The 21,587-nt window shown below is 74.0% G+C and carries 10 protein-coding genes; 5 read left to right on the forward strand and 5 right to left on the reverse strand.

Features of this window, described 5'->3' with window-relative positions:
* Window positions 1–75: 75 nt before the first annotated feature.
* Window positions 76–2,415, reverse strand: coding sequence for an excinuclease ABC subunit UvrA (locus HS041_RS33965; RefSeq protein WP_196444933.1), 2,340 nt, complete (start codon window positions 2,413–2,415; stop codon window positions 76–78).
* A gap of 88 nt (window positions 2,416–2,503) precedes the next feature.
* On the opposite strand from HS041_RS33965, the gene HS041_RS33970 reads away from it, so the two are divergent.
* Window positions 2,504–3,481, forward strand: a complete 978-nt coding sequence (locus HS041_RS33970; RefSeq protein ID WP_196444934.1) for a helix-turn-helix transcriptional regulator — start codon at window positions 2,504–2,506, stop codon at window positions 3,479–3,481.
* A 132-nt stretch (window positions 3,482–3,613) separates the two neighbouring features.
* Here the strand turns inward: HS041_RS33970 and HS041_RS33975 are convergent, their stop codons facing one another.
* The gene (locus tag HS041_RS33975; protein WP_196444935.1) at window positions 3,614–4,486 is read right to left on the reverse strand and encodes a hypothetical protein; all 873 of its coding nucleotides are present in this window, start codon (window positions 4,484–4,486) and stop codon (window positions 3,614–3,616) included.
* Window positions 4,487–4,606: 120 nt separating this feature from the next.
* Here HS041_RS33975 and HS041_RS33980 point away from each other — a divergent pair, with 120 nt between their 5' ends.
* On the forward strand, window positions 4,607–5,221 hold the full coding sequence (locus HS041_RS33980; RefSeq protein ID WP_196444936.1) for a MarR family winged helix-turn-helix transcriptional regulator: 615 nt from the start codon (window positions 4,607–4,609) through the stop codon (window positions 5,219–5,221).
* A gap of 151 nt (window positions 5,222–5,372) precedes the next feature.
* Window positions 5,373–6,683, forward strand: coding sequence for an FAD-dependent oxidoreductase (locus tag HS041_RS33985; RefSeq protein WP_196444937.1), 1,311 nt, complete (start codon window positions 5,373–5,375; stop codon window positions 6,681–6,683).
* A gap of 33 nt (window positions 6,684–6,716) precedes the next feature.
* On the opposite strand, the gene HS041_RS33990 is transcribed toward HS041_RS33985, so the two are convergent.
* From HS041_RS33990 to HS041_RS34000, 3 genes are read right to left on the reverse strand one after another with little or no spacing between them, the layout of a single operon-like run.
* A complete protein-coding gene (locus HS041_RS33990; RefSeq protein WP_196444938.1) occupies window positions 6,717–7,793 on the reverse strand; it encodes a saccharopine dehydrogenase NADP-binding domain-containing protein in 1,077 nt (358 codons plus the stop codon).
* Window positions 7,790–9,754, reverse strand: coding sequence for a condensation domain-containing protein (locus HS041_RS33995; RefSeq protein WP_196444939.1), 1,965 nt, complete (start codon window positions 9,752–9,754; stop codon window positions 7,790–7,792). The genes HS041_RS33990 and HS041_RS33995 overlap by 4 nt, the downstream gene beginning before the upstream one ends.
* A complete protein-coding gene (locus tag HS041_RS34000) occupies window positions 9,751–10,893 on the reverse strand; it encodes a class I SAM-dependent methyltransferase (protein WP_196444940.1) in 1,143 nt (380 codons plus the stop codon). Before HS041_RS34000 ends, HS041_RS33995 begins: the two co-directional genes overlap by 4 nt.
* A gap of 127 nt (window positions 10,894–11,020) precedes the next feature.
* On the opposite strand from HS041_RS34000, the gene HS041_RS34005 reads away from it, so the two are divergent.
* Together HS041_RS34005 and HS041_RS34010 are read left to right on the forward strand one after the other, a co-directional pair.
* Window positions 11,021–15,118 (forward strand): non-ribosomal peptide synthetase, encoded by a 4,098-nt coding sequence (locus HS041_RS34005; protein ID WP_196444941.1) that lies wholly within the window; start codon window positions 11,021–11,023, stop codon window positions 15,116–15,118.
* Window positions 15,115–21,579: a type I polyketide synthase gene (locus HS041_RS34010; RefSeq protein ID WP_196444942.1), complete on the forward strand. Its 6,465-nt coding sequence runs from the start codon at window positions 15,115–15,117 to the stop codon at window positions 21,577–21,579. Before HS041_RS34005 ends, HS041_RS34010 begins: the two co-directional genes overlap by 4 nt.
* Window positions 21,580–21,587: the final 8 nt, after the last annotated feature.

The raw sequence follows: 21,587 nt of genomic DNA on the forward strand, positions 1-21,587 counted from the left end.
GGCCGTCAACTTACCGTTCTGTCCTCCCGGAGCGGGGCAAGCCCTCCGCCGAGCGACGCCGGCCTGTGGGCCATATCAGCCGACGTGCGGGCCGGTTGATCGTCCGACGCCGCGGACCGCCTCGTGGAGGTATCGGCCGGTTGTCGAGGCGGGACAGCCGATGAGCGCGCGAGGGGGGCCTTGGAACACGACGGCGCCGCCGTGCAGACCGGCGCCCGGGCCGATGTCGATGACGTGGTCCGCCTGGGCGATGACGCGCTGGTCGTGCTCGATGGCGATGATCGTGGCGCCGTCGTCGACGAGGTCGTCGAAGAGGGCGAGGAGACGATCGACGTCGGTTCCGTGCAGGCCCGCGGTGGGCTCGTCGAGGACGATCCTCCGGTCGTGGGCGTCGTCGATGTCTCCGAGATGCCGTGCGAGCTGGAGGCGTTGCCGTTCTCCCCCGGAGAGGGTGTCGAGGCTCTGGCCGATCGCCAGGTATCCGAGTCCGACGCGATCCAGCCAGTCCAGGCGACGGGCGGCGTCGGCCCGGTCCGCGAAGAGCGCCGCGGCCTCGGCGGGGTTCATGGCGAGGGCGTCGGCGATGGTGTGACCGTGCAGGGTCGCGGCCAGCGCCGTGGCGTTGAACCGGGTGCCGCCGCAGGCGTCGCAGCTCGTCTCCACGTCGTCGAGGAAGGCGAGGTCGGTGGTGATGGCGCCTTTGCCCCTGCAGACCGGGCACGCGCCGCGGGCGTTGGAGCTGAACCACGACGGGTGCAGGCCGGCGGCCCGGCTGAAGGCGTCGCGGATCGTGTCGGCGACGCCGAGCACGGTGGCCGGCGTGGACCTGACGCCCCCGTGCAGGGGGGCTTGCCCGACGACGGTGAAGTCCGGGTGCTGCCGTGGCAGCACGTGCGCGAACAGGGTGCTCTTGCCCGACCCCGCGACGCCGGTCACGGCGGTGAACACGCCGAGGGGAACCTCGACGGTGACGTCGCGGAGGTTGTGCGCCTTCGCGTGAGCGATCGTCACCGACCCGCGCGGGGTCCGGGAGTGCCGGCGGAGCCGGATCGGGTCGCGGAGCATCCGGCCCGTCTCGGTGTCGGTGTCCCGCAGGCCGGCGGGGACGCCTTCGAACTGGACGACGCCGCCGCCGGCCCCGGCCGCGGGCCCGAGGTCGATGACGTGGTCGGCGGCGGCGATGACGGCCGGGTGATGCTCGACGACGAGGATGGTGTTGGTCGCGTCGCGGAGCCGGGTGAGCAGCTCGAGCAGGCGATGCACGTCGTGCGGGTGAAGACCCGTACTGGGTTCGTCGAAGACGTAGCAGACGTCGCTGAGCGCGCTGCCGAGGTGCCGGACGATCTTCACGCGCTGGGCCTCGCCACCGGAGAGGGTGCCGGAGCCGCGGTCGAGGCTGAGATATCCGAGGCCGACCGCGTCAAGGGCGTCGAGGCGGTCGCAGATGGCCGCGGTGATCGGGGCGACGGCGGGGTCGGTCACCGCTCCGGCGACGTGCCGCAGTTCGCTGACCGGCAGGGCGTACCAGTCGGCGATCGACCTGTCGTCGATCAGGCTCGCGCGGGCCCGGTCGTTGAGCCGGGTCCCGGCGCAGCCGGGGCAGGCGCGTCGCGTCACGACCCTGGCGAGGGCCTCCCGCTCGTCTTCGGTGAGCCGTGAGGGGGTGCGGCGGAGATAGGTCTGCCGCAGGCGGGGGATGACGCCGTCGAAGACGCCGGACGCCGGGTACTCGGGATCGGGGTTCGCCAGCCGCAGCCCTTCGGCGTGGAGCACGGTGTCCAGCGCGGACGGGGGGAGTTCCGACAGGGGGAGGTCCGGGTCGGCGACCCGGGCGTGGACGAGCCGCTTCCACCGGTAGGTTCCCGGCGCGAAGGCGGGGAACCGGATCGCGCCCTCGCGCAGGCTGCGCGACCGGTCGAGGAGAAGGCCGACGTCGATGTCGTCCACCACGCCGAGCCCCTCGCACCGCGGGCACATGCCTGCCGGGTCGTTGAACGAGTACGCCGGTGTGAACCCCGCTGACGGCCTGCCTGCACGGGAGAACACCAGCCGCAGCAGCGGGGCGATGTCGCTGGCCGTCCCGACGGTCGACCGCGCGTTCCCCGTGAACCGTCGCTGGTCCACGACCGTGGTGAACATCAGCCCGTCGAGCCGGTCAACGTCCGCCTGCGGATGCTGCGGGAGCCGGTTGCGGACGAACGTCGGGTAGGTGTCGCCGACCAGCCGCTGCGCCTCGGCGGCGATCGTGTCGAACGCCAGCGACGACTTGCCCGAGCCCGACACTCCGGTGAACACGGTGAGCCGGCGCTTCGGCACCCGAACCGAGACGCCACGGAGATTGTGGGTCCGGGCGCCCTCGACCGTGATCCACGCTTCCCGCTCCCGGGTCGTGGCAGACAGTTCAGTGATCGTCATGATTCGACGTTACGATGAGATGTGGACAGATAACGTCCACAATTCCAGTGCTCGCAATCGGGGTGAACGACCGGAGAAGAGGTGCGCCATGCCGGCGCCGAGGGAGCGGATGCTGCGGCTGCTGTCTTTGCTGCAGACCGGCCGCCGGTGGTCCGCGGACGAGCTCGCCTCCGCTGCGGACGCGACCCCGCGCACGCTGCGCCGGGACATCGAGCATCTGCGCGCCCTGGGCTACCCGGTGGAGAGCGCACGTGGACCCGGTGGCCACTACCGTCTCGTCGCCGGTGCCGCACTGCCGCCGCTCATGCTCGAAGACGACGAGGCGGTCGCCGCCGTCCTCGGCCTCAAGCTCGCTGCCGCCGGCGGCGCCGGCCTGGACTTCGCGACCGAGGCCGCCGAGCGCGCCGCCACCAAGCTGCGCCGCATCCTGCCCGCACCGCTGCGCCGCCGGACCGACGAGATCCTCACCGCCGTCGAGATCGGCGCCACCGGGCACCCCCAGCCGAGCCCCGCGACCCTCAGCGAGCTCGCTGCCGCCATCGCCGTGCACCACCGCGTCGTGTTCGACCACACGGGCCGGCGGGAGCCGTCACAGCGGACGGTCGAACCACACCGGCTCGTGCGCCTGCGGCAACGCTGGTACTTGTTCGCCTGGGACCTCGACCGGCACGACTGGCGCGCCTTCCGGCTCGATCGGATCGACGGCCTGCGCACGACCGGCGAGGTCTTCCGGCCGCGCACCCTGCCGGCGGACGACCTGGTGGCCCACCTCCGGGAACGCTTCCGCGGCCCGATCACACACCAGGTCGTGCTCACCCTGCGCACCGGCGCACGCGACGCCGCGGCACGCCTGCATCGCGTCGACGGAACACTCCACCCCCTGGACGACCACACGTGCCGGTACGTCGCCGACGTCGACTCCTACGAATGGCTCGCCACCGTTCTCGTCCTCGCCGACATCGAGTTCACCGTCGACCGGCCCGATGCCTTCGGCGCGTATCTCGCCCGCACCGCACGCCGCCTCCTGCGCGCGACCGGCCACGACCCCGCAGCCGGCACACCGTAGAGAAGGACAGGCGCGTTCTCCCGGTCCTCGATCCGGCAGAAGTGCTCCACCGCGTCGACGGTGCGGGACCTCAGGGCGAGACGGGTGTCCGCCGAGAACGCACGGTGATCTCGTCGGTGACGCCGGGCCGCTTCAGCGCCGATCGCCACCGGCCCGGTCGTGACGGCCGCCTTCGCCGTCCGGGTCCGCATAGCGGAAGCGCCCGGGCAGGCTGAGGTCGCCGGAGGCGACGTCGAAGACGTTCTCCACCCGTAGCAGCGGATCGTGCAGGTCGGCGTTGACGCGCAGTGCCGCCGTCACCCCGTCGAAGCGGAACGTCGCAGGGAAACCGAGGTCGGCCAGGGGCACCCGCACGCGGACGGTTCGCCCGCCCGTGGTGGTGCGGTATCCCGGGCTGTCCAGGAACAACGGCACCTTCGGCCACGTGCCGGGCAGCCGGGGGTGCTCCCCGTCGGCGATGTCGCGGATCTTCAGCGCCCCGTCGGGCCGCGTGGTGTCGGGTACGAGCACCACCCAGTGAGCGTGCCAGAGGCCGCCGTCGTCATCGGTCCGGCCGTCACCGTCCTCGTCGTGCAGCGGCGTGTCGTCGAAGTCCGGGTGGCTCGTGGCGGCCAGGGCCAGCACGCCGCTGCCGTGTTCGAAACCCACCGCCGAGGGATCGAGGGACACGGGCCAGACGTAGGACAGCACCTCGCTGCCGGCGAAAGCGCCATGGGGGTCGGGCGTCCTCGACCCCGCACGTCCCCTCACCCGCTCGCTGAACACCAGGTGGCGGCCGTGCCGCCGTACCTGCGTGGTGACGAGGTCGAAAGCGGCCGGCCGTTCGAGGTCACGGGATGAGCGGATCGTCCCGCCCTCCGGGTGGCTCGCGGATGAGACGGCCGTCCCGGCCGCGGGCGCCGCCTGGCGGGCGACGGCGCCCGCCGGGACGGTTCCGAATCCGGGGAGCGTGAGCGCGGTGGCGGCGACGGCGATCATTGCGGTGCGGTGCCTGAACGTGAGCACGTCGGATCCTTCGTGTGGTTGTTCGCAGAATTAGTTGGCACTGCCAAAATTATTTGGCAGTGCCTAGAATGCACCATGCGGGCAGGATGCGCCACCCCGGCGTCCGGCGGAGGAGATCAGATGAGTGCGGTACCCGGACTGTCTCCCAGCGAGCAGCTGTTGACCGGCCTGACCCGTCTCGGGCAGGCGGTACGGCTCACCGCGTGGCACAACGCGGGCCCCGCCAACCTCACCCCGTTGCAGGCCGACATCGTGCTGTTCCTGGCCGGAGACCGCCGGCCGCGCCGACAGACGGAGATCGTCACCGCGCTGGCGTCGACGCCGCCGACGGTCAGCGACGCGGTGCGCGCACTCGTGGGCAAAGGCCTGGCCGAGCGGTCCCGCGACCCCGCCGACAGCCGGGCGGTGGCGCTGACCCTGACGGACGCAGGCCAGGCCGAGGCCGATCGCCTCGCCGTCGTCCCGGCGCCGTTGCGGGCCGCACTGGACGCTCTCGACGGAGAGGGCGTGGCGGCCATGCTGCGGGGCGTCGCGACGATGATCGAAGTGCTGCAGCGGCACCAGGCGATCCCGGTCTCGCGCACCTGCGTGACCTGCCGCTTCTACCGTCCGAACGCCCATCCCGACGACCTGGACAGGCCGCACCACTGCATGTTCGTCGACGCCGCCTTCGGCGACGGCGAGCTGCGGATCGACTGTCCCGACCATCAGGCGGCCACGCCGGCCGCCGGGTGAGCCTGCCCGGTGCCGGAACGGGTGCGGGACGGCCGCCCTGAGAAGCCGGAGCGGTTCGGTTCAGGCGCGAGCCAGCACGATTGAAGATGGGAAACCGCCGGGACCGAGTCATCCTGGAACAGGAATTCCGCCCACTTCCCTCGGAGATGCCATGAGGCACGCCGTCGTCATCGGGGCCAGTATGTCCGGGCTGCTGGCCGCCGCCGCGCTCAGCAGGATCGCCGAGCGGGTCACCGTACTGGACCGGGACGAGCTGCCTGAGGAGGACGTCCACCGCCGCGGCACGGCGCAGAGCAAGCATGCCCACGGCCTCCTGGCCCGGGGCCTGGAGGTCATGGAGCTGCTGCTGCCCGGCCTCACCGCCGAACTGACGGCCCGCGGGGCGTTCGGCGGGGACCTGCAGGCCGACTGCCGGTGGATCAACGAGGGGCGCCGCCTGGCCCCGGCGCCGGGCGACATGCCCGGGCTCCTGGTCAGCCGCCTCCTCCTGGAAGGCCAGATCCGGCGACGGGTGGCCGGGCTCCCCGGAGTGACCGTGATCGGCGGGAGCCAGGTCTCCGGGCTGGTTCACAGCGGTGACCGGGTCACCGGAGTCCGGCTCGTCTCCGACGAAACGATCACCGCTGACCTGGTCGTCGACGCGTCGGGCCGGGGGTCGCGCACTCCTGCCTGGCTGGGCGAGCTCGGCTTCCCCGCGCCCGCGGAGGAACGGGTCGACATCGACCTGACCTACACCACCCGGGTGTTTCGCAGGCGTGCCGACGATCTGGCCGGGGATCCGGTGGTCATCATGGCCGCGACCCGGGAGATCCCCCGTGCCGGGGTGGCGCTGGCGATGGAGGGCGACCGGTGGATCGTCACCGTCGGAGGGTACGGTGACGACCCGCCGTCCGACTACGAGGGCTTCGTCGCCTATACGAAGTCTCTGCCCGCACCCGACATCCACGAACTGGTCGCCTCTGCCGAGCCGATCGAAGAGGGGCGCCATCACCGCACGCCGGCCAGCGTGCGGCGGCGCTATGAGCGGCTGTCCCGTTTCCCCCGCGGCCTGGCGGTCGTGGGCGACGCGGTGTGCGCCTTCAACCCGATCTACGGCCAAGGTATGAGCGTGGCCGCGGTGGAGGCGTTGAGGCTGGGCGAGTGGGCCCGTCGGGGGAGACCGGCGAGAGAGTTGTTCCGGTCGATCGCGAGGGTCGTCGACGGGCCCTGGGACATCGTGGTCAGCGGCGACCTGAGGCTGCCGGGAGTGCGCGGGCGGAGAACACTCAAGATCAGAGTGATCAACGCCTACCTGGAGCGCTTCCACCGGGCCGCGGAGCACGACGCCGAACTCGGCCGCCGCTTCCTGCGCGTGGCCAACCTCCTCGATCCTCCCTCCGCCCTCCTGCGACCGGCCTGCCTGCTCCGCGTGTTCCGCGGCTCCGGAGGCGGCGCCGCCGGGGCTCCCGCCGTGAACGTGTAGCGCGGGAGGGCCGGCTCGCGGGTACGGCGACGGTCAGTCCACGGAGAGCTGCGTGACCAGCGGATCGTCCCTGAGCGCGGTCACGGTCGCATCCGGGTCGAGCACCTCCGCGGCGAGGTGGGCTCCGGGAGGAACACGACCGGCGAGCACGGTCCGTGCGGTCAACGCCATCACCACGCCGCTCAGAGCATAGGAGTCCACAGCGGTCAGCAGTACTCGGGTGGGGCCCGCAGGCGCGCCGCGGTGGGGACGGGCGGTGAACAGCATCACGTAGAACGCCCCGAAGCCGGCGTTGTCCAGAACGGAGGCGCGCACCACCTCCGCGGCGTACGGCCGGAGCGTCTCGATCGGGGCGGCGTGGACGTCGGGTACGGCCGCCCACGCCGCGGAGAGCGCGTGGGGGATCCGGTCGGAGACGAACACGTTGTAGGAACGCACCTCGTCCGCGCCGCACTCCGCGGCCAGGGTCTGCGCCTCGGTGGTGAGGTACGGCCAGGCGTGCACGGGCTCGGGGAAGCCCGGCAACCGCACCCCGTGGAGCGGCGCCAGCGGCGTGACGGCTCCCTCCCGCCAGGCGGCCATCGGCACGCCGAACCTCGGCCCGCGGGTGAGAAGCGCATCCACCGCGGAGAGCGGGGTGAACACCGCCGCGCCCCCGACGTACACATCCAGCCTGCGCGGTGGGCGTCCCTTGGCGAGCAACCGGGGCAGCAGGCCGGACAGTCCCGGCATGACCCCGGCGGAGAACACCGCGGTCCGCTCCCGAGGTACGGCTCCGCCCGAGAGCGCGTCCTTGGCGGCGAGCTCACCGCCGATGTCGACGTAGTCGGCACCGGCCGCGAACGCGGCCCGGGCCACGGTGTCCAGCACCCGGTAGGTGGGGCCCGCGCAGTTCACCACGATCCTGCAGCCCGCACAGAACCGGGCGAGCTCATCCGGGTCGGTCAGGTCCACCCGTACGACCTCGGCGGGTGCGGGCAACGTCTCCGCGACTTCCGCGGCTCGCGCCGCGTCGCGTCCGCCGAGCCGCAGCCCGCCCGCTCCGAGGGCGGCGAGCCGCCCGGCGGCCGTGCGGCCCACGGCCCCGGTCGCCCCCAGCACTCCGATCATCGCGAGCCGTCCGTTCTGGAGCGGACGGCGTGGGCCACTCCGGCCACCGTCGGGTCGGACAGGAACTCGCGCACGGGAACGGCCGCGCCGATCTCCTTGGCCAGCCGGACCACTGCCCGCACCGCGAGCAGGGAGTCGCCGCCGAGCGCGAAGAAGTCCGCGCCGCGGTCCAGCACGGGTATCTCCAGCAGCTCTTCGAACACCTCCGCGACGGTCTGCTCCACATCGTCCGCCAGCGGGCCGCTGTACTGCCCGGACGGGGCCTCGGGCAGCCGGTCCAGCCGCAACCCGCCCTCCCCCGCGGGGAGATCGGCGGCGTGCGGCAGCTGCGGCGCCAGGTCCCAGCCCGAGCCGTCGGCGAGGCTGTCCACCAGGGCGACGAACTCGGTGAACGCCGCGGTCACGGCCGCCTCCTCGAACAGCTCGTCGACGAGCGAGAACACGGCGACCGCCTCGTCGCCGATCTCGAAGCAGCGCACTTCCAGCGCCACCTGCGGCGTGCGCAGCTGGTGGAAGTAGTCGGATGCGATGATCCGGCCGAGCGGCCCCGCCTCCTCCGGCGGACGGCCGCCCATGGCCGCGTCCACCCCCAGCACACTCTGGAAGACCACCGGGCCCACCGGCCGCCACGTGCCGCGGCGCCGGGCCAGTTCGCGGCCCACCTCGACGCCGGTGATCAGGTTGTGCGCGGCGTGTTCGCCCGAGGTCCGCTGAGCGGTGGCGGCCAGCTCGGCGAAGGTGGCGCCGGGGGCGAGTTCGACCGGGAGCAGCATCGTCGAGGCGAAGGCGCCGACCACCCGGTGGAGGTCGGGGTGCAGGGGGAGCCGGTTGAGCTGGAGGGAGTTGAGCAGCATCCGGCGGTGCCCCGACCAGCGGGCGAGCACGATCGCGAAGGCGGTGAGCATGGCCGTCGAGGGAGTCACCTCCCGGCGTGCGCACTCCTGGCGCAGCGCGGCCCAGCGTTCGGCGGTCCAGCGGTGCTCGCGATTGCCCATGGTGACCGGACGCACGTCCTTCGGATCGGCCACGAGCGGCAGGGCGGGCGGGAGCGGAAGGTCATCCAGCCGGGAGAACCACCAGTCGCGGTCGGCCTGCCACGCCTCGGTCTTCGGCAGCTCCTCCAGGGCCGTGACGTAGTCGCCGAAGTGCACCTCGAGAGGCGGCAGCACGGCGTTCCAGTCCGCCGCGTAGGTGAGCAGGTCCCTGCTCAGCACGCCCGACGACCAGCCGTCGAAGGTCAGCAGGCTGAACCCGAGGTGGAGCCGTCCCTCACCCCCGGGCAGCAGGGTCAGCCGGACGTCGAGGCCGGGCCCGCCGGTGGGGTCGGGACCGCGGGTGCTCATCTCCTGCCGGACCTCGGCCAGCGCGTCCGCCGCCTCTTCGGCAGTCGATCCGCGCAGGTCGTAGACCTTCAGCCGGGGAGCCCCGCCGGCCAGCACCCGTTGCCGGCCCTCGGGGGTGACCCTGGCCCGCAGGGTCGGCTGGTGGACGGCGAGCCGCTCGATCGCGTCCGAGAGCGCGTCGGCGGCCTCGTCGCCGTCCACGCCGCTGAGCGCGTAGTCCAGGTAGTAGTGGGCCGAATCGTAGGACAGCTCCCAGCCGTCCTGCTGGCCGACGAAGTAGCCCTGCTGCAGGGGGAGCAGGGGGAACTCGGCGTGCGGGTCGGGGCGCCTGGCCACCTGCAGGGGCAGCGTGCGGGCCATGGGCTCGCCGGAGGCGCGTCGCCCTACCAGGTCGGCCAGCTGGTTCAGGGTGATCTCCACCCGCACGTCCGACAACGCGAGCACCACATTGAGCCTTCGGCGCACCAGCGCCGACATCCGCACCGTCAGCACGGAGTCGCCGCCCAGCCGCAGGAAGCTGACGTCGGCGGGTACGTCGCCGGGGGCGAGGTCGAGCAGTTCCGCCCAGATGGAGGCGAGCTCCTCCACCAGGTTCGCGTTCTGCGGGGCATCGGTCATGAGGACTCCATCGGTGCGGTGGCGACGAACAGACGCTGCGAGAGGGCGGTGAGCGGGTGGCCGTCGGGAGGCAGGTCCACCTCGACGCGCAGGCCGGCGTGCGCGAGCCGGCTCCGCCATTCCTCGCGGGTCAGGTAGGTGCGGGTGGTGCCGGCCCGCTCGTCCTGCCGCGGCGGCGGGCCGGTGCCGTCGCGTGGGGACAGGGCGGGCGGCATCGTGGTGAGGGACTGCGCGTGCTCCTTGACGGTTTCGATGAGCAGCACCCGTCCGCCCGGCGCGAGCAGCCCGGCCACCTGGTCGAGCAGGCGGCCGACGTGGGGTGCGTTGTGCGCCATGGTCGCGGCCACCACCAGGTCCAGCCCGCCCGGCGGCCCCGGCAGCTCTTCGGTGACGTCCAGCAGCTCGTAGCGGAGGAAGGGGGCGTCGAACCGGCGCCGGGCGACGTCGATGAAGAACGGTGACAGGTCGGTGAAGACGTAGGACTCGACCGGCCGTCCGGCGAGCGCGGGCAGCAGGTCCGCCGTGGTCGCGCCGATCCCGGCGCCCAGTTCCAGTATCCGCAGCGGTCGCGGTGGATGTCCGGCCAGATCGCGGACCACCTCGGCGGCGGCGAGGTTGAGGTAGCGGCTGATCACGTTGTCCCGGTAGACGGCCTCGGCCGTGGCCGGTTCCCCGTCGGGGTAGAGCAGGGCCTGCACCCCCACCTCGTCGCGCAGGAGCTGGGGTATCAGGCGCAGCGAGCGGAGCATCAGGTCGGCCAGTTCGCGGGGATAGCCGAGAGCGGTCCCGGCGCCCTCCATGCGGGCACGGGCGGCGGCCAGTTCGGCTCTGGAAGGGCGGTGCAGGCTGTGGTAGCGGCCTTCCCCGTCCCGGCGGGCCAGTCCCGCTCCGTGCAGTGCGGCGAGCCAGTGGGCGACGATCCAGCGGTGTCGCGCCGCGGCCCCCAGGTCATCGGCGACCAGGTCGGGGGAGTGCGTGCCGGGCGCGCCCAGCCGGGTGGTGCGGTGGAGCTCGGCCGCGATCCCGAGCAGGACGAGCCGATCGAGGTCCTCCACCGCCGCGGCGGCGGAGGAGACGTCGAATCCGGCGATCGCGGCCATGCCTGCTCCGTGGGCGCGGGCGGACAGGTCTGCTGGCATGAGGACCCTTCTGGGGACGGCGGTCGGGCACACGCTAGACAAAACGGTAATCATTTTCAACATCTGGACATGTCCGTAAACTGATGTAAGTATGAAAACCGTTTTCGTTATCGGGAAGGACTCCGCGTTGGGTGAAAGCCAGCTCGCATCTGTCGACGACGTGCTCGCCTGCCTGGCTGACGTGCTGGAACGCAGGGCAGAGGAGATCGATCCGGACACCGGCCTCACAGAGCTCGGCCTGGAGTCCTTCACCGCCGTACGGCTGCGCCGCCGCCTGCGCGAGGACGTCGGCCTGGACCTCCCGCTGACCGCGTTCCTCGGCTCGGCCACCGCGCGCACCGTCGCAGCCGGAACGGTGCCGGACGCCGACGCGTTCCCCCTCACCCCCATCCAGGCCGCCTACCTGGTGGGCCGCGACCCCGCCTTCCCGCTCGGCGGCGTCGCCACCTTCTACTACCAGGAGTTCGACCGCACCCCTGAGGGCGACCCCGAGGCCGACCTGGCCGGGCTCGCCGCCGCCTGGAACCGGTTGGTGCGCCGGCACCCGATGCTCCGCATGGTCGTCGGGCCCGACGCCCGGCAGTCCGTGCTCGAGGAGGTGCCCGACTACGCCATCGCCACCACCGACCTGCGGCTCGCCGCCCCGGACGCGGTGGACGAGGCACTGCGCGCACTGCGGGCCGAATGTTCGCACCAGTTGCGGCCCACCGACCGGTGGCCGCTGTTCGACCTGCGGGCCGCGCTGCTGCCCGACGGGCGCACCCGGCTGTTCATCGGTGTCGACGTGCTCGCGTTGGACCTGATGAGCTGGATGCGGCTGATGCGCGAGTGGGGCGCCTTCGTGGCCGATCCCGGCCTGGAACCGCCCGCCCCGCCGCTGACCTTCGCCGATCTCGTCCGGCGCCGCCTCGACGACCCGGCCGAGCGGCGGCGTCGTGAGGCGGCCGCCGCGTACTGGGAGCGCCGCGCCCCCGCGCTGCCCGACGGGCCCACGCTGCCCTGGACCCGCGGACCGGCCGAGCTGGGCGTGCCGCACTTCACCAGGCACGGAGCCGAACTCGACGCCGAGCAGTGGGCCCAGCTGCGCAAGCAGGCCGCCTCGCACGGCCTGAGCCCCACCGGCCTGCTGCTGGCCGCGTTCAGCCTGGTGCTCCAGCGATGGGGCGGACACGACTCCTTCTGCCTGAACACCACGCTCTTCGACCGCGACGACTTCGCGATCGGCGACGAGACCCCGGGTCTCGACACGGTCATCGGTGACTTCACCAGCACCGTGCTGGTGGAGATCCCGGCCGCCGACCCCGGCGGCTGGTACGGCTTCGCGGGCTATGCCGCCGCGGTCAACCGCCGGTTCTGGGAGGACATGGATCACCGCGCCGTCTCCGGAATGGAGGCGCTGCGCGCGGCCACGGAGTCGGGGCAGCGCGCACGGACCACCGACCCCGCCACCGGCCTGCCCGTCCCCGTCCACCCCGTCGTCTTCACCAGCGGGATCGGGCTCGCGGGCGAAGGCGAGGCTCCCGCGGCCTGGCTCGGCACGGAGGTGTTCGGCGTCTCCCAGACCCCGCAGGTCCTGCTCGACCACATCGTCCACGACGAGGACGGCAGGCTGCGGATCGCCTGGGACGCCGTGGACGGGGCGCTCCCGCACGGCTTCGTGGACGGGATGCTCGCCGCCCATGTCCGCCTGCTGCGACTGCTCGCCGCCGACCCCGCCGCGTGGAGCGATCCCACCCTGGGCTGGGACCCGTCCTTCCACCGGGACGAGAGCCTGCCGGGCGGCGCGTTCGGCGGGGCGGGCCCGCTGCTGGACGACCCGCTGCGGGAGGCCGCCGTACGGGAACCGTCCGCTCCCGCGCTGCTCGACGCGACGGCCCGGGTGGACGCGGGCTCGCTCGCCGAGCGCGCCGCACGCACGGGACGCGCGCTCGCCGGAGCCGGTCTCGGCCCCGGCGACCTGGTGGCCGTGCTGGCGGACAAGGGGATCGCGCAGGTCACCGCACTTCTCGGCGTGCTCGCCGGCGGCGCCGGATACGTGCCCGTGGAGCCGTCCTGGCCGCGGGCGCGCGTCACCGCCCTGTGCGAGCAGGCGGGAGTACGGCACGCGCTCGCCGCTCCCGGCACCGACGTCTCCGTCTGGCCGGAGGAGGTGACCGTGCACCGGCTGGACGCCGACGGAACCCTTGCGCTCCCCGAGGAGGCGGAGCCGCGCCGCCCCGCGCCGGACGACCTCGCCTATGTGATCTTCACATCGGGATCCACCGGGAGGCCCAAAGGCGTCGCGATCGAGCATCGGGCCGCCCGCACCACCCTCGACGACCTCGCCCGGCGCTTCCCGCTGCACTCCGGCGACCGGGTGCTGGCGCTGTCGGCCTTCAGTTTCGACCTGTCGGTGTACGACATCTTCTCGCTGCTCGGCGAGGGCGGTGCCGTCGTCCTGCCCGACGTCCGCCGCCAGCGCGACCCCGGGCACTGGCTGGAGCTGATGGCCCGGCACGGGGTCACGGTGTGGAACACCGCGCCGGCGCTGCTGGAGATGCTGGTCGAATACGCCGAACTGGAGCCGGAGACGGTCCGGCGCGCGCTGTCGAGCCTGCGCCTGGTCTTCCTGTCCGCCGACTGGATCCCGGTCACCCTGCCCGACCGTCTGCGCGTCCTGGCTCCCCAGGCCCAGGTGGTGAGCCTCGGCGGCGCGACAGAGGCGTCCATCTGGTCGATCTGCCACCCCGTCGGCGAGGTGGACCCGTCCTGGCCGAGCATCCCGTACGGCCGGGCGCTGCGCGGCCAGTCCTTCCAGATCCTCGACCCGCAGGGACGGCCGTGCCCGGTCGGCGTCCCCGGCGAGCTGCACATCGGCGGTGACGGCCTGGCCCGCGGGTATGTGGGAGACCCCGCGCAGACCGCGGAGCGGTTCATCACGCACCCCGTGCTCGGGCGCAGGCTCTACCGGACCGGAGACCTCGGCCGGTGGCGGTACGACGGGACGATCGAGTTCCTCGGCCGGCTGGACCGCCAGGTCAAGATCCGCGGCCACCGCATCGAGCTCGGCGAGATCGAATCCACGCTGGACCGGCTGCCGTCCGTACGCCAGGCCGTGGCCCGCGCGGTGCCCGGTCCCGACGATCGGCCCCGGCTGGTGTGCTACTACGTGCCCGCCGATCCGGGGGCGCCGCCGGCGGACGACGCGTTGATCGAGGCGCTGAGGGCGGACCTGCCGTCGTTCATGGTGCCGAACCGGTTCCTGGTGATGGACGCGTTCCCGATCACCGCCAACGGCAAGATCGACTATGCGGCGCTGCCCAACCCCTACCAGCGTGGGGCGCAGACCGCTCCGGAGCCCGCGCAGGTGCCGGGAACCGTGCAGGCCCCGGCTCCCGCGCCGGTGCTTCCGCACGGCGCTTCGGTGCTCCCGCACGGCGCTTCGGCGCATCCGCACACCGCCCCGGCGTCCCCCGCCGCGGACGCCGGACTCACCGGACTGCTCCTGGCCGGCGGGCTGGACGTCCGGCTGGCCGTGTCCGGCGGGACGCTGTCCCCCAGCGACTCGCTGGCGGCGGCGGGAGACTGGGCGCGCCGGGTCAAGGAAACGCTGGCCGCGCACGGCCTCACCGCGATCGAGCGCCTGCCCGCCGACGGCCTGATCGAGTTCACCGTCGCGGCCGGAAGGGGCGAGGGCCTCGCCGGGGACACCGCCCCCACCGGGAGCACCGTGCCCGCCCCCGGCGCCATGCCCGCCTCCGGCACCGCCGTACCCGGTGGCGCCCTCGCGGCGGGAGCGACCACCGCCCCCACCGCCCCCACCGCCGTCTTTCCCGCCGCTGCCGTGCCCGTACCCGCGCCAGGGCCGGACCCGCAGGTGGAACGGGCAGTGGCCCGGGTGTTCAGCGAACTGCTCAACGCACCGGTGGACGTGACGACCCCCTTCTTCCGGCTCGGCGCCTCATCCCTCACCGTCGTGCTCGCCCACCGCAGGCTCCGCGCCGAACTGGACGACGGCCTGACCGTGGTCGACCTCTTCGCCCGCCCCACCGTCCGCGAGCTCGCCGCGTTCATCACGGCTCGCCGGGAGGGCGGGGTCCAAGAGCCACCCGCCGCTCTGGACGCGGCTCCTGCATCCGGCCCGGTCCCGGCGCCCGATACGGCCCCCGCACCGGCGGAGGAATCCCCCGGCCGGGCCGAATCCCGCAGGGCGGCCCGCGCCCGAGCCGCGGAGCTCGCCCGATGAGCCCGCGCAATCCGATGATCCCGCCGGAGCCGACGGGCCCGGGCCGGGGCAGCGCGGCTGCGGAACCGATCGCCGTCGTCGGCCTGGCCTGCCGCTTCCCCGGCGCGGCCGACGCCGGCGCCTACTGGGAACTGCTGCGTGACGGCCGCGAAGGTCTGACCAGGTTCACCGGCGAGGAGCTGATCGGCCGCGGCGTGCCCTCCCGGCTGCGCGGCCACCCCCACTTCGTCCCCGTCGGCGGCCTGATCGACCACCAGGCCGACTTCGATCCGGCGCCCTTCGGATTCACCGACGCCGAGGCCGCCTTGCTCGACCCGCAACACCGGCTGTTCCTGGAATGCGCCTGGCACGCCCTGGAGCACGCCGGGCACGGAGGCGGCCGCGGCGCCGGCGCGGTCGGCGTGTTCGCCGGAGCGGCCCAGAGCGCCTACCTCGCCGGCAATCTCACCGGCCGCTGGGACCCGACCGGCGGCGGCGCCGACCCGCTCGGCAGCTTCGCGACCGCGATGGCGACCCAGGCCGACTACCTGCCGCTCCAGACCGCCTACCGGCTCGACCTCACCGGGCCCGCGGTCGCGGTGGGCTCGACCTGCTCGACCTCGCTCGTGGCCGTGCACCTGGCCGCCCAGTCGCTGCTCACCGGAGAGTGCGACACGGCCCTGGCCGGCGGCGTCTCGCTGATCGTGCCGCAAGGCCGCGGCTACCTGCACGTGCCCGACGGCATGTTCTCCGCCGACGGCGCGGTCCGCCCGTTCAGCGAGCAGGGCACCGGAATCGTCTACACGCAGGGCGTCGGCGTGGTCGTGCTGCGCCGCCTGTCGGACGCCCTGGCCGACCGCGACCCCGTCCTGGCCCTCCTCCACGGCTCGGCGGTGAACAACGACGGCGCCGACAAGGCCGGGTTCACCGCCCCCTCGGTCGGCGGCCAGGTCAGAGCCATCGCCGAGGCGCTGACCGTCGCCGGTGTCACCGCACGAGAGATCGGCCTGGTCGAGGCGCACGGCACGGCGACCAGACTCGGAGACCCCATCGAGGTGACCGCGTTGCGCCGGGTGTTCGGCCAGGCCGGTCCGGCCTGGTGCGGCCTGGGCTCGGTGAAGGGCAACATCGGGCACGCCAACACCGCCGCGGGCATCGCCTCCTTCATCAAGGCGGTCCTGGCCGTGCACCACCGGACGCTGCCCGCCTCCCTGCACGCCCGTCCGGTCAATCCCTACCTCGGGCTGGCGGACTCGCCGTTCGAGGTGGTCGAGGAGACCAGGGAGTGGGACACGCCGCCCTACGCCGGCGTCAGCTCCTTCGGCATCGGCGGCACCAACTGCCACGCCGTGGTCGGCCCCGCGCCGGACCGTCCCGCGCCCCACGCCGACGACGCGCGCCCCCACCTGCTGGTCGTCTCGGCCGCCACCCGGGAGGCCGCGGCCGCCGGGGCCACGGCCGTCGCCGGCGCCGGAAGCTCGGGTGAGGCCGCCGATCTCGCGTACACCCTGGCCGTCGGGCGGGCCGAGCTGCCCTACCGCGTGGCCGCCGTGGGGGCGCGGCGGCTGGCCTCCGCCGCGCCGGTGCGGGCGCTCACGCCCGCACCGCGGGTCGTGCTGGCCTTCCCCGGGGCGGGCAGCCCCTACCCGGGGATGGGCAGCGGCCTCCACCGCGACGAGCCGGTGTTCGCCGCGGCCTTCGACGAATGCGCCGACCTGCTGCGACCCCTGCTCGGCGCCGATGTGCGCGACGTCCTCGACCCGGCGCTGGCACCGGAGCGGGTACGTGATGTGGCCTTCGGGCTGCCCGCGCTGTTCGCCGTCTCCTTCGCCCTGTCCCGGCTGCTCGCCTCCTGGGGCGTGCGGCCGGACGCACTGCTCGGGCACAGCCTCGGCGAGTGCACCGCCGCCGCGGTGAGCGGGGCGCTGCCCCTTCCGGAGGCCGCACGCCTGGTCGCGATGCGCTGCGGAGCCGCCGCCCGCGCCGCCGGCGGCGGGGCCATGCTCGCCGTTCCCCTCGGCGAGGAGGCGGTGCTGGACCTGCTGCGCCGCCACCCCGACGTCGATCTCGCGGCGGTGAACGCCCCCGGAGCCTGCGTGGTGTCGGGACCCGCCGCGGCCGTCCGGTCGTTCGCGGACGATCTGCCCGGCGGCGGCGTGCCGCTGCAGGTGGCGGCGGCGATGCACTCCCGGCTGATGGAGCCCGAGCTCCCCGGTCTGCGCGCCGCCTTGCGGGGCATGACCGGCGCGGCGCCGCAGGTTCCCGTCTTCAGCACGGTCACCGGCGGACCCGCCGGCGCCGAGCTGGCCGACCCCGAGCACTGGGTGCGGCAGTTGCGCAGCCCGGTGCGGTACTCCGACGCGCTGCGCGCCGCGCTCGGTGAGGAACCCGCGCTGCTCGTCGAGGTGGGGCCGGGAACGACGCTGTCCACGCTGGCCCGCAGGCACGCTCTGCCGGAGCTGCGGGCCACGCCGGCCACGCTCGCCGCCGACCAGGCCGAATCGGTCACGGTACGGCAGGCGCTCGGCGTGTTGTGGGCGCACGGCGTGCCGGTGGATCTGGAGGCGCTCTCCGGCTCCGGGCGGCGACGCGTGGCGGCACCCGGCTACGCCTTCCAGCGGAGACGGTTGTGGATCGAGCCGCCGGAACCGGCCGAGCCGGGCGCGGGCGCCGGAGCCGACGCCGACCAGCCGCTGCAACTGCCCGTCTGGCGGCAGGTGCCCCCCGCCGAGCCCGCTCGGACGCCCGCAGGCCACTGGCTCGTGGCGGGAAGAGGCGAGCTGTCGGACGCGATCCGCGCGATGCTGGTCACCGGCGACCGGCAGGAGGCACCGCTCGCCGGACTGGTGATCGTCGCGGCCGAGCCGGACGCCGCGGACCCTCCCCACGACGCCCATCCCGTCGACGCGGTCGTCGGCGGGCTGCTGGAGTTCGGCGCCCACACCGCCGCGCTGACCGGGAGCCCGTCCGGCGGCGAGGCGCCCGCCGTGCTGCTGGTGACCCGCCAGGGCGAACGCGTGGGCGGCGACCCCGCCCCCGACCCGCGGCAGGCCGCGGTACGGGTCCTGCCGCGGGTGCTCGGCCAGGAACGCCCCGGCCTGCGCTGGGCCACCGTCGACCTCGGGACGCCCACCACCCCGGCAGCCGAGGCGTCCGCGGTGCTGCGCGAACTCGCCGCGCTGGTCGCCGGGGACGGCGCGGGCGCGGAATCCGTCCTGCGCGGCGGGACGCGGTGGCAGCGCCGGCTGGTCTCCTGGCGGCCCCCGCAGGCCGGTGACGGAGCCCGGACCGGCACCGCACTGGTCATCGGCGGGCTCGGCGCGGTCGGGCGGGTGCTCGCCCGGCACCTCGCCGAGCGCGGGTACCGGGTCGTCGTCACCTCCCGCACCGGCGACCGAGCCGACGCCACACTCACGGATGCGGGCGTGGAGGTCCGCCGCTGCGACGCCACGGACCCCCGCGCCACCGCCGGGCTGATGAAGACGCTGTCCGAGGACGGGCCGGTGGAGCTCGTCGTGCATGCGGCCGGCGTGGTGGCGGGCGCCGAACTGGACCCCGTGCGAGCGCTCGATCCCGAGCGGACCGCCGATCAGGTGCGGGCCAAGCTGGGCGGCGCGCTGGCACTCCGTACGGCGATCGAGTCGCTGCCCGGGGAACGCCGGCCGCGCACGGTGGTGCTGATGTCGTCGGTGACCACCCTGGTGGGCGGCGTCGGAATGGGCGCGTACGCCGCCGCCAACGCCGCCATGGACGCCTTCGGCGCCTCGGCGGACCCGGGCACCTGGTGCAGCGCGGTCTGGGACGGCTGGCGCGTCGGCGAGGAGACCGTGGTGCTCGCCGAAGCCCTGGACGCCGTCACCGGTACCCGCGCGCTGGACCGGCTGCTGGAGGCGGGCGCCCACGGCGTCCTGCCGTCCGCCGTGGCCATCGCGACGACCGACCTGGACCCGAGGATCACCGGAAGCGGGCGGCCGAGGAAACCTGTCACCGGGGGAGGCGCCGGACCTGCGGGGGCGGTGGAGCAGGCCGTCGCCGGCCTCTGGTCGGACCTGTTCGGCACCGAGGTGAGCAACCCCGACGCCGACTTCTTCGCCCTCGGCGGGCACTCGCTGCTGGCGGTGCGCATGCTCAACGCGCTGCGCGACGGCCACGGCGTGGAACTGGGACTGCGGGATCTGCTGCAAGCCCCGACCGTCGCGGGCCTGGCCAAGCTCGTGGAGGCGAGGAGCGGGCTCGCCGCGGCGGCGGGGAGCGGACTCGCGGCAGGCGCCGGCCCGGGAGCCCGCGAGCCGTACCTGCCGGTCGCCGAGCCCGACGGCACCTTCGCCATGACCCGCGTGCAGCACGCCTACTGGGTCGGCCGGGGCGGCGGCTACCGGTGGGGAGAGCTGCCCTGCCACTTCTACCTGGAGTACGACTGCGCCGGGCTCGACCTGGCCCGCTACGAGGACGCCTGGAACACGGTGATCGCCCGGCATCCGATGCTCCGCGCGGTCACCACGCCCGAAGGCCGCTTCCGGGTCCTCGACGAGCTTCCCCGCTACCGGATCAGGGTGCACGACCTGGTGAAGGCCCCCGAAGAGCACCGGGCCGCCAAGCTGGCCGCACTGCGCGAGCGCATCTCCACCCGGCCCGGGCCGCCGGATCGCTGGCCGCTGGTGCAGATCCAGGCCGCCCGGCTACCGGACGGCCGGGTACGGCTGTTCATCGGCGTGGACGTGCTCGTCTGCGACGCGGCGAGCTGGTGGATCGTCGAGGCCGAACTGCGCACCCTCTACCGGGACCCCGGCGCGGAGCTGCCCCCGATCGACGCGCACCCGGCCGAATGCGTCCGCGCGATGGAGAGCCGGGAGGCCGGACCCGCGGCGGACTACTGGCGCGCCCGGCTGGACACCCTCCCCGGGCCGCCCGCCCTGCCGATCGGCGAGCAGCCCGAAGGACGACCGCGGTTCGTCCGCCGCTCGGCGCGGCTGAGCCGACGGGAATGGGCGGGCCTGCGGGACCTGGCGGCCCGGCACCGGGTCACACCGACAGCGGTGCTGCTGACCGTCTACGCCGATGCGCTGACCCGATGGTCGGGCTCGGCCGGGTTCAGCCTGACCCTCACCCTCTTCGACCGGCCGCCCGTTCACCCCCACGTCAACCGGGTGGTCGGGGACTTCACCTCGCTGGTGCTCCACGAGGTCCCGCCGACTCCCGCCGTGAGTTTCGCCGAACGGGCCTCGGCCACACAGGCGCGGTTGTTCGAGGAACTGGACCACAGGGAGTTCTCCGCACTGGACGTGCTCGCCGAGCAGGCCGTCCGCACCGGTGAGGTGCGATCGGTGCCGGTGGTGTTCACCAGCGCGCTGGGCATGGAGGACCTGCTGGAGGAGCCCGGTGCGCTGGAATGGGCCGGAGAGCAGGTGCACGCGCTTTCCCAGACCCCGCAGACCTGGCTCGACCACCAGGTGCTGGAGCACGACGGCGAGCTGCGGCTGCAGTGGGACGCGCTGGACGGCGTGCTCCCCGGCGACGAGCTCGAAACGGTGATCGCAGAGCACGTGGCCCGGGTGCGGGAGCTGGCCGAAGACCCCCGGGCCTGGACCGGTGAGCACGCGGCGGCGGTTCAGGACATCCTCCTCCCGCTGCGAACCGACCCGGGACCCGCCGCCCGGCCCACCCTCTTCCTGGCCCACCCCTCGGGGGGTGACGTGTTGTGCTACGCGGAGCTGTCCCGGCTCATCGACCCCCGGGTGGACGTCGTGGCGCTGGCCGACCCCGAGCTGTCCGGCGACGGGCCGGCGGGCCCGGAGTCGATCGCCGGCATCGCCGGGCGCTACGTCCGGGCCATCAGGACCGCGGGCCGCGGGCCCTGGCTGCTGGGCGGCTGGTCCATGGGCGGCTCGGTGGCCCAGGAGATGGCCAGGCAGCTGCACCGGGACGGTGAGCGGGTCGCCCTCCTGGCGATGCTCGACTCCAACGACCCCGCCCTCATCAGGGACGTGCCCGGACGGGACGCGCGCGAGGTCGAACTGGCCGTGGCGCTGCGGCACGTGCACGCGCTGGAGGCCTTCCTCGGCATCGACCTGGACGCCGGTGAGGCGCTCACCGCGCTGCCGGAGGACCGGCGGCTGGCCGCCATCGAGGACCGGCTGCGCGCGCACCGGTTGCTGGGGCGGGGCGAGAGGCTGAACGCACGCCTTCGCGTGTTCGCCAGGCACCTGCGCGCGCTGGCCGCGCACACCCCGGGCCGGGCGGCCGACCCGGCGATGCGCACCCTGCTCGTCCGCGCGGACAGGCCCTCCCCGCGCAATTCGGGGATCGGGATGGGCGTCGACGACACCCCGCCCGGCCAGGCGGACCTCGGCTGGGGCCGGTACCTCGCCGGGCCCGTCCAGGTCTTCGGCGTCGACGCGCACCACTACGGCCTGCTGCATCCGCCCGTGCTGCGGCAGGTCGCCCAAATGATCAACGACGAGCTCGATCGAGCGCTCTCCTGAGAAAGGCC

The organism is Planomonospora sp. ID67723 (genome assembly GCF_015711605.1).
Lineage (GTDB): Bacteria > Actinomycetota > Actinomycetes > Streptosporangiales > Streptosporangiaceae > Planomonospora_A.

What these genes read in the sequence shown, in the direction of transcription:
- HS041_RS33965 (WP_196444933.1), bottom strand. Translation starts at nt 2,415, where the DNA reads ATGACGATCACTGAACTGTCTGCCACGACCCGGGAGCGGGAAGCGTGG.
- HS041_RS33970 (WP_196444934.1), top strand. Translation starts at nt 2,504, where the DNA reads ATGCCGGCGCCGAGGGAGCGGATGCTGCGGCTGCTGTCTTTGCTGCAG.
- HS041_RS33980 (WP_196444936.1), top strand. Translation starts at nt 4,607, where the DNA reads ATGAGTGCGGTACCCGGACTGTCTCCCAGCGAGCAGCTGTTGACCGGC.
- HS041_RS33985 (WP_196444937.1), top strand. Translation starts at nt 5,373, where the DNA reads ATGAGGCACGCCGTCGTCATCGGGGCCAGTATGTCCGGGCTGCTGGCC.
- HS041_RS33990 (WP_196444938.1), bottom strand. Translation starts at nt 7,793, where the DNA reads ATGATCGGAGTGCTGGGGGCGACCGGGGCCGTGGGCCGCACGGCCGCC.
- HS041_RS33995 (WP_196444939.1), bottom strand. Translation starts at nt 9,754, where the DNA reads ATGACCGATGCCCCGCAGAACGCGAACCTGGTGGAGGAGCTCGCCTCC.
- HS041_RS34000 (WP_196444940.1), bottom strand. Translation starts at nt 10,893, where the DNA reads ATGCCAGCAGACCTGTCCGCCCGCGCCCACGGAGCAGGCATGGCCGCG.
- HS041_RS34010 (WP_196444942.1), top strand. Translation starts at nt 15,115, where the DNA reads ATGAGCCCGCGCAATCCGATGATCCCGCCGGAGCCGACGGGCCCGGGC.